We start from the raw sequence: 12,270 nt of genomic DNA, 5'->3' as shown, positions 1-12,270 counted from the left end.
CTCGCGGGGGAGGAATTATTCGCCGAAGCCTCTGGGCGCTGCGTCCACTACGCTTGATGCGCCAACTCCCACCTCATTCACTTCCAGCGCGCGTTCGGCGACGCCGGCGCGGTTGAAGCGGAAGGCACCGTCGATGCCGGAGAAGCCGCCCGCGTCACGCAGGCGCGCGGCGGGGAAGGGCGATCCGGGTTTCCAGTCCTGCGCTATCCGCACGGTCAGCAGCACCGAATCATAGCCGAGCGAGGACAGGCGGAAGGGGGATGTGCCGTAGCGGGCGCGATATTTGGTCGCGAGCTGGCGGTAGAGCGTGTCGGACACGCTGGCGAACCAGGCGCCGCGCAGGACGGGGCTGGCGGCCAGCGTGCCTTCCGTATTCCACAATTCCGTGCCGAGCAGCCGCGCGGTCGCGCCGCCATTTTTGCGCACGATGGGCGCGACCTGCAACGCGACCCGGCCGCTGTCGGCGATCAGCAGCGCGTCATAGCTGGAGGAGGCCTGCAATTTCTTGACCGCCGTGGTGATGGAGGCAGGGTTCCGGTCGAACGTCTGCATGGAAACCACCGTGCCGCCGGCCTGCTCGACCGCGCGGAGCAGCGCATTGCCCGCCCGTTCGCCATAGGTGCCGCGCGGCACCAGCGCGCCGAAGCGGGACAGGCCCTTGCCCCTGGCGAAGCCGACGACGCGGTCGATCGACTGGGCGGTGTTGTAGCCCAGCACATAGACTCCGCTGCCCGCGATGCTGGCGTCGTTGGAAAAGCTGATGACCGGCACATTGGCGCGGGCGGCGATCGGCCCGATCACGCGGGCGTCCTCCGCCAGCAATGGTCCCAGAACCAGGCGGTTGCCATCGGCCAGCGCCCGGTTCACCGCCGCTGCCGCGCCGAGCGCGGTGTCATAGGTGGTGATGCGGACCCGGTCGGTCTTTGTGTCCATCAGCGCCAGGGTGGTGGCGTTGGCGATCGATTGGCCCACGCCGGCATTGGGGCCGCTCATCGGCACCAGCAGCGCGACGCGATGGCGGGCGGCGTCGGTCGGCAGGCCCTGTACCACTTCGGGTCCGGTCGGCCGGGCCGGGCCGGTGGGCGCGACCGGCCCCGGCCCCTTTGGCACGATCGACTGACAGGCGGCCAGGAACAGCGCCGCCCCCATGAAGGCGCAACGCGCGCCGCGCTTCACCGCAGCGAACACATTTGCTTGCCGGGGGGCATCCGTCTCTGTCATCTGGCGTCCTTATGGAAACTCGAACTTCTGGGCTTGAGCCTGGGCTTTATATCGTCGCGGGGCCGATCGGCAACCTTGGTGACCTTACGCCGCGCGGGGCCGAAGTCCTGCGGCTGGCTGATGTGGTCGCCGTGGAAGATACACGGGTGAGCGCGCGATTGCTGCGCCATGCCGGGTCCGACAGGCCGATGGTACCCTATCATGACCATAGCGCCGATCATGTCCGCAATCGGCTGGTCGAGCGAATGGCGGGCGAATCGGTGGCTTTGCTGTCGGACGCGGGAACGCCGCTGATTTCCGATCCGGGCTACAAGCTGGTGCGCGACGCGCGGGCGGCGGGGCGCGCGATCACGACGCTGCCCGGACCAAGCGCGGCGATCGCTGCGCTGACCTTGTCGGGGCTGCCGACCGATCGCTTCCTGTTCATGGGGTTCCTGCCAAGCAAGGCGAAGGCGCGGGGCGACACGCTGGACGAGGTGGCGGCGTTGCGCGCGACCCTGGTCTTCTATGAAAGTGGCCCGCGATTGTCGGAAAGCCTGTCGGCCATGGCCGCGCATCTGGGGAATCGCGACGCAGCGGTGAGCCGGGAAATCAGCAAGACGTTTGAGGAAACCGCCTGCGGCACATTGTCCGAACTGTCCGCGCGCTATGCCGATGCGCCGCCCAAGGGCGAGATCGTGGTGACCGTGGGGCCGCCGGGCGAAGCGCCGCCCGCCAGCGCGGACGATGCCGACGCGGCGCTGCGCGAGGCGCTGACCCGGTTGTCGGTGTCGAAGGCGGCGGGCGAGGTCGCCAAGAAATTGGGGCTGGACCGTCGGACATTGTATGATCGGGCAACGGAATTGAAGGGGTGAAGACCCCGCCTGCTGCAAAATTGGCGGCGGAGAAGCGGGGGCGGCAGGCCGAACGCATCGCCGCCTGGTGGCTGCGGCTGAAGGGCTGGCAGATTGTCGGCCGCCGGATGCGGACGCCTGCCGGAGAGGTCGACCTGATCGCGCGGCGGGGGGCGATGTTGGCCTTTGTCGAGGTCAAGGCGCGGGGGAGTGCGGCGGAACTGGACCTGGCGATCGACGAGCGACGGCTGGCGCGGGTCGCGAAGGCGGCGGAAATCCTGTGGCATGAACTGGCGAAACCGGGGGACGACATGCGAATCGACGTCATCCTCCTTGCGCCCGGCCGCGCGCCACGCCATCTGGCCAATGTCTGGCATGAGGGTTAGGCGTTTCGCCTTCCCGTTCGTCCTGAGTAGCCGCTGAGCGAAGTCGAAGCGGCGTATCGAAGGATGGGTGCCGGGCGATGCTTCGATACGGGACTTCGACTTGGCTCAGTCCCTACTCAGCACGAACGGATATGGAAGGAAGCCGCGCGCATGACCCAACTCAACCCCCTGACCGTTGCCATGCAGATGGACCCGATGGAGGGGATCAAGATCGGCGGCGATTCGACCTTTCACATCATGCTGGCGGCGCAGGCGCGGGGGCACAGGCTCTATCATTATCTGGCGCCGGACCTGACATTTCGCGACGGCCGGGTGCTGGCGAAGGCGCGGCCGGTCAATGTGCAGAAGGTGGATGGCGACCATTTCGCCTTTGGCCCGGAAGAGGTGCTGGACCTGGGTCGCGATGTCGATGTCGTGTGGATGCGGCAAGACCCGCCCTTTGACCTCAGCTACATCACCGCGACCCATTTGCTGGAGCGGGTGCAGGAAGAGACGCTGGTGGTGAACGACCCCGGCAGCGTCCGCAACGCGCCGGAAAAATTGTTCGTGCTCGATTATGCGCGCTTCATGCCGCCCACGATGATTACCCGCGACCTCACCGAAGTGAAGTCGTTCCTGGCGCAGCATGGCGAGATCGTGGTCAAGCCGCTGTATGGCAATGGCGGCGTGGCGGTTTTCCATGTCGGCAAGAATGGTGCGAACCTGTCGTCGCTGGTGGAACTGTTCAAGGCGTCTTGGGTGGAGCCGTTCATGGTCCAGGCCTTCATCCCCGGCGTGGCGCAGGGCGACAAGCGCATCGTGCTGATCGATGGCGAGGTCGCTGGCGCGGTCAACCGCATCCCCGGCGCGGGCGAAATCCGGTCGAACCTGGCTGTGGGGGGATCGGCGGCCAAGACGCTGCTGACCGACAAGGAGCGGGAAATCTGCGCTGCCATGGGGCCGGAGTTGAAGGCCCGCGGGCTTTTGTTCGTGGGCATCGACGTGATCGGCGGCGAATGGCTGACCGAAATCAACGTGACGTCGCCCACCGGCATCGTGTCGATCGACGCATTTGACGGGATCGACACCGGCGGCATGATCTGGGATGCGATCGACGCCCGGCTGGCGGCGCGGGCGGCGGCTTGAAGGTGCCATCACAGATCCGTCCGGGCTGAGCCTGGCGAAGCGCTGCACTGTTTGAAGCAAAGTAAGACCCTTCGACAGGTTTAGGGCGAACGGAATAGAGGGTGGCGCGTTATCCTGTCCCTATGCCCTTTAAGAACCAAGTGAGTGACATTTCATGACCGACTGGGTTCTGCGCCTGATCGATGCGGGCGGCTATTGGGGCATTTTCCTGCTGATGATATTGGAGAATGTCTTTCCGCCAATCCCGTCCGAACTCATTATGGGCATTGGCGGCATCCGTGTCGGGCAGGGGCGGATGGATATGAGCTGGCTGTTGCTGGCCGGGACCATCGGCACCACGATCGGCAATTATTTCTGGTATCTGGTCGGGCATATATTGGGCTTTTCCCGATTGAAGCCGTTGGTCGACCGCTTCGGCCGCTGGGCGACGCTGGAGTGGCGCGATGTCGAGGCGCTGGACCGGCTGTTTGGCAAATATGGCCAGATCGTCGTCTTCGTCTTCCGCTTCATGCCTGCGCTGCGCACGATGATTTCGCTGCCCGCCGGGCTGTTCCGCATGGGGCATGTCCGCTTCCTGCTCTGGACCTGCGCCGGCGCGTTGGTGTGGAACGTGATTCTGGCCTATGCCGGCTATGTGCTGGGGCAGAATTTTCGGGAGATCGACCATTATGTCGGCCCGGTAGCGACCGCCTGCGTCGTAGGGGCGGTGATCCTCTATCTCTGGCGGCTCGCGACCTGGCGGCCGAAGGGTTAAGCTTAGAACGGAATTTTGACGCCTACCATCACCCGCTGGGATGTGGTGCCGTTGCCAAAGCTCTGGCTTTCGACATGGAGGTTCGCCTTCACGTCGCCGAATAGGCCCATCTCCGCCCGGCCGAGCGGCGGTTCGGTGCTGAGCGGTTCGCGCTCGAGACGCTGGCTCTGCCGGCGGGCGGTGACGATGATGGCATTGGCGTCTGGGGAGGGCCTGACGCTCTTGAGGTCGAAATCGGGCGGGATGCCGGTGGCGCCAACGCTCTGCAATGTCAGGACCAGATGCAGCATCATCGCATTTTCCCTCTCCTTGGAGATGCGATGCAGGCTGGCCGGGAAATGCGGCGCTATCGTGGCGCTTTCACGCCCTGGGATGGGCGTTGCGATAGATGTCGAGCAGATGCGCGGCATCGACCTGGGTATAGACCTGAGTCGAGGACAGGCTGGCATGGCCCAATAGCTCCTGCAAGGATCGCAGGTCCGCGCCCCGGCCCAGCAGATGCGTCGCGAAACTGTGGCGCAGCGCGTGGGGCGTGGTGCGATCCGACAGGCCCAGTCGTCCGCGCGCGCCCTGCACCGCGCGGCGGATGAGCGCGGGCGAGAGCGGGCCGCCGCGCGCGCCGCGGAACAGCGGCAGATCGCGGGCGGGCGGATAGGGACAGGCTTCGACATAGGCGTCGATCGCGGCGCGCACCTGCGGCAGCAGCGGGACGATGCGGGTCTTGCCCCGTTTGCCGGTGACGCGCAGCGTGTCGCCCAGTGGCAAGATGTCGCCATGCAGCCCCATTGCCTCCCCGATGCGCAGGCCCGCGCCATAGAGCAGCAGCAGCACCGCCCAGTCGCGCGCGCCGATCCAGCCTTCGCGGGCGGTTTCGGCAATGTCCTGCGCCAGGGCGACAGCTTCGTCGGGGGAGATCGGGCGGGGAAGGCCGCGCTTGACCCTGGGGCCTTTGAGTTGCGGGATGCGGGCGTCGTCGCCGCCGATAAATTTGAGGAAGCCGCGCATGGCGGAGAGTTCGCGGGCGGCGGAGAGGTTGCCGATGCCGTCCGTCCGCCGGCTGGCGAGGAAGGCGCGCAGGTCCGCCTGGTCGATCCGCGCGAGCGTAGCGGGGCTGACCGCTTCGCCGCGATGCTGTTCAAGGAAGGCGATCAGCCGCTCGGCCGTGGCGACATAGGCGCGGACAGTGTGGATCGAGCGCCGCCGGTCGAGGGCGAGATGCTGGCGCCAGCGTTCGGCGAGGGCGGGAGTCATGTTGGAGGGGCCGCGCTTAACTTCGCACATTTCCCGCTGGTTTCGACATTTTGGAACAGGAGTTGGACATATTGTTGCGAGGGGGCTTGGGCAGGGAAGGCGCAGGCGATGAACATGGGGAGGGCTTATCAGACGCGCGCCATGTAGGACAGGTGGATGGCGAGGAGGGGTGGATGGTCGCCATCCCGAATTTCCAACATCCGTTCGCCCTGAGCCTGTCGAAGGGCTTCACTTCCTTACAACGAGGCAATGTAAAGAGAGAATAGGGCTTCGACAGGCTCAGCCCGAACGGATGTTGGGTATCTCCAAGTGATCGCTTCCAAACCACCCGCATGCCTCACCCGCCGCGCACCACCTGCCCTTGAAATCCGAGCATAAATGGGCACATGGGATGCATGGCAACACCCTTCGATCCGGCGGACCTGCCGACCGGCGTCCTGATGGCGCTCTCTCCGCTGGTGGCGCGGGTGCTGGCGCCCAATCCCTCGCCTTTCACCTATACCGGCACGCAGACCTATGTCGTGGGGATCGATGCGGTCGCGGTGATCGATCCCGGTCCAGCGGACCCCGATCATCTTGGAGCGCTGACTGCGGCGATCGCGGGGCGGCCGGTGATGGCCATTATGTGTACCCACACCCATCGCGACCATAGCCCGGCCGCGCGGCCGCTGAGCGAGATGACCGGCGCGCCGATCATCGGCTGCGCGCCGCTGACGCTGGAAGATGACGGGCCGCGGTCGGACGCCGCCTTCGATGCCGCTTATCGGCCAACCCAAGTGCTGGGCGATGGCGAACAGGTGAGCGGGCCGGGGTGGACGCTGGAGGCGGTGGCGACGCCGGGGCATACGTCCAACCATCTCTGCTTCGCGTTGATGGAAGAGAAGGCGCTGTTCACCGGCGATCATGTGATGGGCTGGTCGACCAGCGTGATCTCACCGCCCGATGGCGACATGAGCGCCTATATGCGGTCGATGCAGCGCCTGCTGGAGCGGGACGATATCGTCTATTATCCGGCGCATGGCGAACCGATCGAGACGCCGCAGCGACTGGTGCGGGGCATGATGGGCCATCGCAAGCAGCGCGAGGGGCAGATATTGCGCTTTATGGAGCGCAATGGCGAGAGCGCCATCCCCGACATGGTGGCGGAAATGTACAAGGGCGTCGATCCGCGCCTTTATGGCGCGGCGGGGCGATCGGTGCTGGCGCATCTGATCGATCTGAACGGGCGGGGGCTGGCCGCGCCGCTGGAGGATGGGCGATGGCAGATGCGCTGAAGCGCCCATTGTCTCGCTATGCCGGGCCGATTGCCGCCGCGTTGCTGATCCTGTTCGTGGGCGCGGCAATGCTGGTCGGCTGGCAGCGCTATAATCGTGACTATGTGGTCGCGGTCGAGGATGACGGGTCGGCGGTGACGAAGATCATCGCGGAGAAGATTGCAGGGGCCAGCGATTTGCGCGTGTCGCGGCTGAACGGCACGATCCAGAGCACGGCGCAGGATGTGCGTGGCTTTGGCTGGCTCAAGTCCGACCAGGTGGTCAAGATGCCCTATTCGGTGGATTATTTCATCAATCTGTCGGGGCTGAGCGCGCGCGATCTGGAGTGGGACGAGACGCGCCGCACGCTGATCGTCAATGCGCCCGATGTGACGCCGGACAGGCCCAATGTCGATGAGGCGCGCCGGACGCTGGTGAGGACGAGTGGCCTGTTCGTGACGCGGGCGGCGGGCGAGGAGCTTAGCCGGAAGATATCCGCCCATGCGCAGGCCCGCGCTGCGGCGTCGGCCCGGTCGCCCGAACGCATGGCGCAGGCGCGCGAATATGGACGCGCGGCGGTGGGCAAGGTCATGGGCGCGCCGCTGGCCGCGATGGGCTTTAGCGATGCGCGGGTGATCGTGACCTTCCCGTCCGAACGGCGCAGCAAGGACCAGTGGGACGTCACCACGCCGATCAATGAGGTACTGGCCAACAAGCCGCCACAGCGCTAGGGCGCGGGCAAAGGGCCAGCCATGGGACCGAGGAGTATCAGGGTATGAACGCGATCACGGGAATCCCGCAGGGCACCGACCTGCGCGCCGAAATCGACCGGCTGCGCAAGGAGCGCAACGCCGTCATCCTCGGCCATTATTATCAGTCGCCCGAAATTCAGGATTTGTCGGACTTCGTGGGCGATTCGCTGGAATTGTCGCGCAAGGCGGCGGAGACGGACGCGGACGTGATCGCTTTCTGCGGCGTGCGCTTCATGGCGGAGACGGCCAAGATATTGTCGCCGCAGAAGATCGTCGTGCTGCCGGACATGGACGCCGGTTGCAGCCTGGAGGACAGCTGCCCGCCCGCCCAGTTCAAGGCATTCCGCGAGGCGCATCCCGATCATATTGCTTTGAGCTACATCAACTGTTCGGCCGAGGTGAAGGCGCTCTCCGACATCATCGTGACGTCGTCGTCGGCCGAAAAGATCCTGGCGCAGATACCCAAGGAGCAGAAGATCATCTTCGGCCCCGACAAGCATCTGGGCGGCTACCTCAAGCGCAAGCTGGGCCGCGACATGCTGTTGTGGCCGGGCGTGTGCATCGTGCATGAGGCGTTCAGCGAAACAGAGTTGTTGAAGCTCAAGGTCCAGCACCCCGGCGCCCCGGTTGCCGCGCACCCCGAATGTCCGCCCTATATCGTCGACCATGCCGACTATGTCGGATCGACCAGCGGCATATTGGATTTCGCCAAGACGATGCCGGGCGACACGCTGATCGTGGCGACCGAACCGCACATCATCCACCAGATGGAAAAGGCGGTGCCGCACAAGAATTTCATCGGCGCGCCGGGCGCGGACGGCAACTGCAACTGCAACATCTGCCCCTATATGGCGCTCAACACGATGGAGAAGCTGTACCTGTCCCTGCGCGATTTGCAGCCGCGCATCGAGATGGACGAGACGCTGCGATTGCAGGCGAAGAAGAGCCTGGACCGGATGCTGGAGATGGCCAGCGGGACGGTGGGGCAAGGGGATGTGGGCGCGCGGCCATGACCTTCTCGCTATCAGGTTTCGACCTGACCGCCTTCGTCGCGTCCACCCTGGCCGAAGACTTTGGCCCTGACGGTCGCGACGTCACGAGCGAGGCGGTAATCCCGGCCGATGCGATCTTTGACGGGGTGATGGACAGCCGGGATGATGTGACGCTGGCCGGGTTACCGATTGCGGTTGCTTTCTTTCGGGCGCTCGATCCCGATGTGGCGATCGAATTGCTGCATCAGGATGGCGACCGGGTGGCGGCCGGGACCGACATCCTGCGTATCCGCGGGCGGGCACGAGCGATGCTAACGGCGGAGCGGTCGGCGCTCAATACGGTGCAGCATCTGACTGGCATCGCGACCATGACCCGCGCCTATGTCGATGCGATCGACGGGACGGGCGCAACCCTGCTCGACACGCGCAAGACGATACCGGGGCTGCGCCGTTTGGAGAAATATGCCACGCGCATGGGCGGGGCCACCAATCATCGCATGGGGCTGTGGGATGCGGCGATGATCAAGGACAATCATGTCGCGGTCGCCGGGTCGGTCGAGGAGGCGGTGCGCCGTGCGGTGGCGGCTGGGGTCGCCAGCATCATTGTCGAAGTTGATCGCGTGGACCAGATCGAACCCGCGTTAAGCGCAGGCGCTACTCATTTGCTGCTGGACAATATGGACGTAGCGACGCTGCGCGGGGCGGTGGCTTTAGTGGACGGACGTGTGCCGACCGAGGCGTCGGGCGGCGTGACGCTGGAAACGATCCGGGCCAAGGCGCAGACCGGCGTCACCTATATCAGCGTCGGGCGACTGACCCAGTCGGCCCCCGCCGCCGACATCGGGCTGGACTTCGCTTATGCTTAAGATGCTACTGCCGTTGATCGCGCTGGCGACGCCCGGCATCGCCGAGGCGCAGGCCAATCAGTGCCGCTTGCCGGACGTCATCGCCCGGCCGCGCATCGAAGGGCCGACCGCCGACGAGCCCAAGCGCGTGCTGCCGATCGGCTATTACACGCTCGCGGTCAGTTGGACCCCGCAATATTGCAATACATCGCGCGGGGGCGCGCGCGATGCGTTTCAATGCCAGTCGAACAACAGTTTCGCCTTCACCCTGCATGGGCTGTGGCCTGACGGCTATGGCGAGCAATGGCCGCAATATTGCAAGGCCGCCGGCATTCTGCCGCGCAAGGTGATCCGCGATCATCTCTGCGCGACGCCGTCGGTCCAGTTGATCCAGCATGAATGGGTCAAGCATGGCACCTGTATGCCGACCAACCCGACCGCCTTCTTCGCCTTGTCGCGCAAGCTGTATCATGCGCTGCGCTATCCCGACATGGCGGAACTGGCGCAGCGGCCCAGCCTATCGGCGCGGGCGTTCGCAGAAGCCTTTGCGGCACGGAACAAGGGCATGGTCGCCGACGGCATTCGCCTGAATGTCACCCGCGACGGCGCCCTGAGCGAAGTGTGGATCTGCATGGACCGCAAATATCGCTATATCAGTTGCCCGCCGCAGCAGGGCGGCGTCAGGGACCGGGCGCAACTGCGGATCGAACCGGCGCGTTGACTAGAGCGGTTTGCGATCCGATCGCATTGGATCAACCGCTCCAGATTATTGTTTTTACGCGATTAGAAATCACTCTAGCCGTCGATCGTCACCGTCGAGGGATGATGGCGGTCGAGATGCTTGCGGATGATCCGCAGATTCTTCGTGTTCGACTTGTAGAGAAAATCGAAGACGTCGCCAGCGAAGGGAATGGCACCCACCAGCGTATCCACCCCGACATTGGCGGCCATGCGGGTGATCTGCCATTTCGACATGCCAAGGTTCCGGGCTTCCCACACGATCCAGGCCCCCATGGCGGCGGTAGCCAAGTCGCCGACAACTGGGATCAGCCCGACCAGGCTATCCAGGCCGACGCGGCGATTGGTGCCGGGAATGACGAACAGCCCCTCCAGCATCGCCTCCATCGCTTCGATCCGGCGGCGGATGGAGGCAGGGTCGCGGCCGAAGCCCGGCAATTCCCGCGCGATGCGGTCGAACTGGTTCTGCGAAATCGCCATCTGCCTGTCTCCTTGCCCGATATTGGACGGGCGCCTGATGCACATACGCGCCTGACGTTCAGGGGTTCATTGCGCGCACGATCAAACTCTTAATTGGTGGTGCGGAAGAGATGGTTCAATGGGTGACGCGCGCGGGCGGAGGGCTGGAACCCGGTCAGCCGCTTGGCCACGAGCGACCAGCGCACAGGCGCACCAAGCGCGATATAGCCGTCATGCGCGACCATCTGGGCTTCGGCTTCGGCAATGCGGGCGGTGCGCTCTTCGGGCGAACTGGCAAGGCTGGCGGCCTGAAGCTGGGCGTCTGCCACGTCGCTGCAATGGATTTTGCGGGCGCAGCCGATGCGGCCGAGATACCAGAGAGCGCTGTCATAGGCGGCGACTTCGTCGATCAGGCGCAAGTCCGCGTCCGCATTGATCGTCACACGCTGCGCAGACAGGCCGATCGCGGCCAGGTCGCGCCGCAGCAGCCCGAACAGCAGCGTGGCGCCCGGACCGGTGGGCAGGGCAATCCGCAGCGGCGAGGGTGCGCCATTGGCGGCGCGCCAGATGGAGACATTCGTCGCGCCCTGCGCGCGGCGTTGTGCCAGTGACAGGGCCGACCAAGACGGATCGGTGGGGCGGCGACCCAGATCCATCGCGTCGGGGAGGATGCGCTCGCTGGTCGCCCAGCCGCCCAGCGGGAACAGCGCTGGCAACTGGCTGCGGTCGATCGTCATGTTGATCGCCGCGCGGATCGCCGGATCATCCAGCAGCTTGCCCCGGCCGGTGACGGCGAGGCCGTGCAGGCCGCGCACCGGATCGACCCGCACATTGTCGCGGTCGATGCCCGCCGGCACCAGCAGCGGCAGATCGGTGAAGCGGCCGCCCAGCACCAGCGCGGCATCGCCTTCGCGAAACCGGATGATCGCCAGCGCCGCCCGTTCGGCGCGCAGGACGCGCGTCTGCCAAGGCGGAACCGGCTCGTCCACCGCCACGTCGTCGCCGCTGGTGCGGTCGATCGGGGTCAGGAACTGGGCATTGCCCTGCGTTCGGCGGCGGTAAGGGCCGGTGCCGCCATCGCGCGACAGCACCGCCATTTGCGGCTGCGCCAGCATTTGCAGCACATAGGGGCGTGGCGCGGCCATGCGAATTTCGATCACCTCGCCCGTCATGGGCACCACCGCCTGCACCGCGTCCAGCGGGCCGTCGGGATCGAGCCGTCGCAGCGATTCGATCCGCGCCATCAGCATCCTGGCGACATCGGGCGCGGTGACCCGCGTTCCGTTGGCCCAAAAGGCGCGACGCAGGCGAAAAATATAGCTGCGTCCGCCATCCTCGACGATCCAGCGCTGGGCCAGCGCCGGCAATATCTCGCCGCCCGCATCGAAGGCGACCAACCCTTGCGCGGTGGCCTCCAGAATGAGCTTTGCGCCAGGATCGGGCAGGTGGGCGAGCGGTTTCGCAAAATCGTCGCGATCACCCATTACGCTGACGACGACGGGGTCGCGGCCTTCGTCGGAACAGCCGCCCGCAAGCAGCGCCAGTCCGGCCGCCGCGATCAGGGCAGCGTAGCGATAGACGCGGGGGAAGGGGGGGACAGCGAACATGGTGCGCAAAGGCTTAGCCCGGCCAGCCCGTGCCGCCAACCGGGGATCGGGTCA

14 protein-coding genes are annotated in these 12,270 nt (G+C 65.6%); 9 read left to right on the top strand and 5 right to left on the bottom strand.

What is annotated here, in order from left to right; genetic code table 11:
• Positions 1-15: 15 nt before the first annotated feature.
• On the bottom strand, positions 16-1,221 hold the full coding sequence (locus HHL08_RS05885) for a penicillin-binding protein activator (protein ID WP_169571554.1): 1,206 nt from the start codon (positions 1,219-1,221) through the stop codon (positions 16-18).
• 11 nt (positions 1,222-1,232) lie between these two features.
• Here HHL08_RS05885 and rsmI point away from each other — a divergent pair, with 11 nt between their 5' ends.
• From rsmI to HHL08_RS05865, 4 genes are all read left to right on the top strand, one after another.
• The gene (gene rsmI / locus HHL08_RS05880; RefSeq protein ID WP_169571553.1) at positions 1,233-2,075 is read left to right on the top strand and encodes a 16S rRNA (cytidine(1402)-2'-O)-methyltransferase; all 843 of its coding nucleotides are present in this window, start codon (positions 1,233-1,235) and stop codon (positions 2,073-2,075) included.
• Positions 2,072-2,440 (top strand): YraN family protein, encoded by a 369-nt coding sequence (locus HHL08_RS05875; RefSeq protein WP_328804579.1) that lies wholly within the window; start codon positions 2,072-2,074, stop codon positions 2,438-2,440. Before rsmI ends, HHL08_RS05875 begins: the two co-directional genes overlap by 4 nt.
• Before the next feature lie 150 nt (positions 2,441-2,590).
• The gene (gene gshB / locus HHL08_RS05870; protein ID WP_169571552.1) at positions 2,591-3,565 is read left to right on the top strand and encodes a glutathione synthase; all 975 of its coding nucleotides are present in this window, start codon (positions 2,591-2,593) and stop codon (positions 3,563-3,565) included.
• Positions 3,566-3,719: 154 nt separating this feature from the next.
• Positions 3,720-4,319: a DedA family protein gene (locus HHL08_RS05865; protein ID WP_169571551.1), complete on the top strand. Its 600-nt coding sequence runs from the start codon at positions 3,720-3,722 to the stop codon at positions 4,317-4,319.
• A 2-nt stretch (positions 4,320-4,321) separates the two neighbouring features.
• On the opposite strand, the gene HHL08_RS05860 is transcribed toward HHL08_RS05865, so the two are convergent.
• Positions 4,322-4,612, bottom strand: a complete 291-nt coding sequence (locus HHL08_RS05860; RefSeq protein WP_235954954.1) for a hypothetical protein — start codon at positions 4,610-4,612, stop codon at positions 4,322-4,324.
• 67 nt (positions 4,613-4,679) lie between these two features.
• On the bottom strand, positions 4,680-5,570 hold the full coding sequence (locus HHL08_RS05855) for a tyrosine recombinase XerC (protein WP_169571550.1): 891 nt from the start codon (positions 5,568-5,570) through the stop codon (positions 4,680-4,682).
• Between the two features lie 395 nt (positions 5,571-5,965).
• Here HHL08_RS05855 and HHL08_RS05850 point away from each other — a divergent pair, with 395 nt between their 5' ends.
• Genes HHL08_RS05850 through HHL08_RS05830 form a run of 5 tightly spaced genes read left to right on the top strand, consistent with a single transcriptional unit; the run spans position 5,966 to position 10,133 of the window.
• Positions 5,966-6,844 (top strand): MBL fold metallo-hydrolase, encoded by an 879-nt coding sequence (locus HHL08_RS05850; RefSeq protein ID WP_169571549.1) that lies wholly within the window; start codon positions 5,966-5,968, stop codon positions 6,842-6,844.
• Positions 6,829-7,554, top strand: coding sequence for a DUF4230 domain-containing protein (locus HHL08_RS05845; RefSeq protein ID WP_169571548.1), 726 nt, complete (start codon positions 6,829-6,831; stop codon positions 7,552-7,554). Before HHL08_RS05850 ends, HHL08_RS05845 begins: the two co-directional genes overlap by 16 nt.
• A gap of 44 nt (positions 7,555-7,598) precedes the next feature.
• On the top strand, positions 7,599-8,588 hold the full coding sequence (gene nadA, locus HHL08_RS05840) for a quinolinate synthase NadA (protein ID WP_169571547.1): 990 nt from the start codon (positions 7,599-7,601) through the stop codon (positions 8,586-8,588).
• The gene (gene nadC, locus HHL08_RS05835; protein ID WP_169571546.1) at positions 8,585-9,433 is read left to right on the top strand and encodes a carboxylating nicotinate-nucleotide diphosphorylase; all 849 of its coding nucleotides are present in this window, start codon (positions 8,585-8,587) and stop codon (positions 9,431-9,433) included. Before nadA ends, nadC begins: the two co-directional genes overlap by 4 nt.
• Positions 9,426-10,133, top strand: coding sequence for a ribonuclease T2 family protein (locus tag HHL08_RS05830; protein WP_169571545.1), 708 nt, complete (start codon positions 9,426-9,428; stop codon positions 10,131-10,133). The genes nadC and HHL08_RS05830 overlap by 8 nt, the downstream gene beginning before the upstream one ends.
• Positions 10,134-10,207: 74 nt before the next feature.
• On the opposite strand, the gene HHL08_RS05825 is transcribed toward HHL08_RS05830, so the two are convergent.
• Both HHL08_RS05825 and HHL08_RS05820 read right to left on the bottom strand, forming a co-directional pair.
• Positions 10,208-10,630, bottom strand: coding sequence for a DUF4112 domain-containing protein (locus HHL08_RS05825; RefSeq protein ID WP_169571544.1), 423 nt, complete (start codon positions 10,628-10,630; stop codon positions 10,208-10,210).
• A gap of 89 nt (positions 10,631-10,719) precedes the next feature.
• Positions 10,720-12,216: an ABC transporter substrate-binding protein gene (locus HHL08_RS05820; protein ID WP_169571543.1), complete on the bottom strand. Its 1,497-nt coding sequence runs from the start codon at positions 12,214-12,216 to the stop codon at positions 10,720-10,722.
• Between the last annotated feature and the right edge of the window lie 54 nt (positions 12,217-12,270).

Origin of the sequence: Sphingobium psychrophilum (assembly GCF_012927105.1) — a bacterium.
Classification (GTDB): domain Bacteria; phylum Pseudomonadota; class Alphaproteobacteria; order Sphingomonadales; family Sphingomonadaceae; genus Sphingobium; species Sphingobium psychrophilum.
The sequence above is the reverse complement of the archived record's forward strand: the minus strand, read 5'-3'. Positions and strand labels throughout refer to the sequence as shown.

Coding starts and splice junctions, on each gene's coding strand:
- HHL08_RS05885 (WP_169571554.1), bottom strand. CDS start 1,221: ATGACAGAGACGGATGCCCCCCGGCAAGCAAATGTGTTCGCTGCGGTG.
- rsmI (WP_169571553.1), top strand. CDS start 1,233: ATGGAAACTCGAACTTCTGGGCTTGAGCCTGGGCTTTATATCGTCGCG.
- gshB (WP_169571552.1), top strand. CDS start 2,591: ATGACCCAACTCAACCCCCTGACCGTTGCCATGCAGATGGACCCGATG.
- HHL08_RS05865 (WP_169571551.1), top strand. CDS start 3,720: ATGACCGACTGGGTTCTGCGCCTGATCGATGCGGGCGGCTATTGGGGC.
- HHL08_RS05860 (WP_235954954.1), bottom strand. CDS start 4,612: ATGATGCTGCATCTGGTCCTGACATTGCAGAGCGTTGGCGCCACCGGC.
- HHL08_RS05855 (WP_169571550.1), bottom strand. CDS start 5,570: ATGACTCCCGCCCTCGCCGAACGCTGGCGCCAGCATCTCGCCCTCGAC.
- HHL08_RS05850 (WP_169571549.1), top strand. CDS start 5,966: ATGGCAACACCCTTCGATCCGGCGGACCTGCCGACCGGCGTCCTGATG.
- HHL08_RS05845 (WP_169571548.1), top strand. CDS start 6,829: ATGGCAGATGCGCTGAAGCGCCCATTGTCTCGCTATGCCGGGCCGATT.
- nadA (WP_169571547.1), top strand. CDS start 7,599: ATGAACGCGATCACGGGAATCCCGCAGGGCACCGACCTGCGCGCCGAA.
- nadC (WP_169571546.1), top strand. CDS start 8,585: ATGACCTTCTCGCTATCAGGTTTCGACCTGACCGCCTTCGTCGCGTCC.
- HHL08_RS05830 (WP_169571545.1), top strand. CDS start 9,426: ATGCTTAAGATGCTACTGCCGTTGATCGCGCTGGCGACGCCCGGCATC.
- HHL08_RS05825 (WP_169571544.1), bottom strand. CDS start 10,630: ATGGCGATTTCGCAGAACCAGTTCGACCGCATCGCGCGGGAATTGCCG.
- HHL08_RS05820 (WP_169571543.1), bottom strand. CDS start 12,216: ATGTTCGCTGTCCCCCCCTTCCCCCGCGTCTATCGCTACGCTGCCCTG.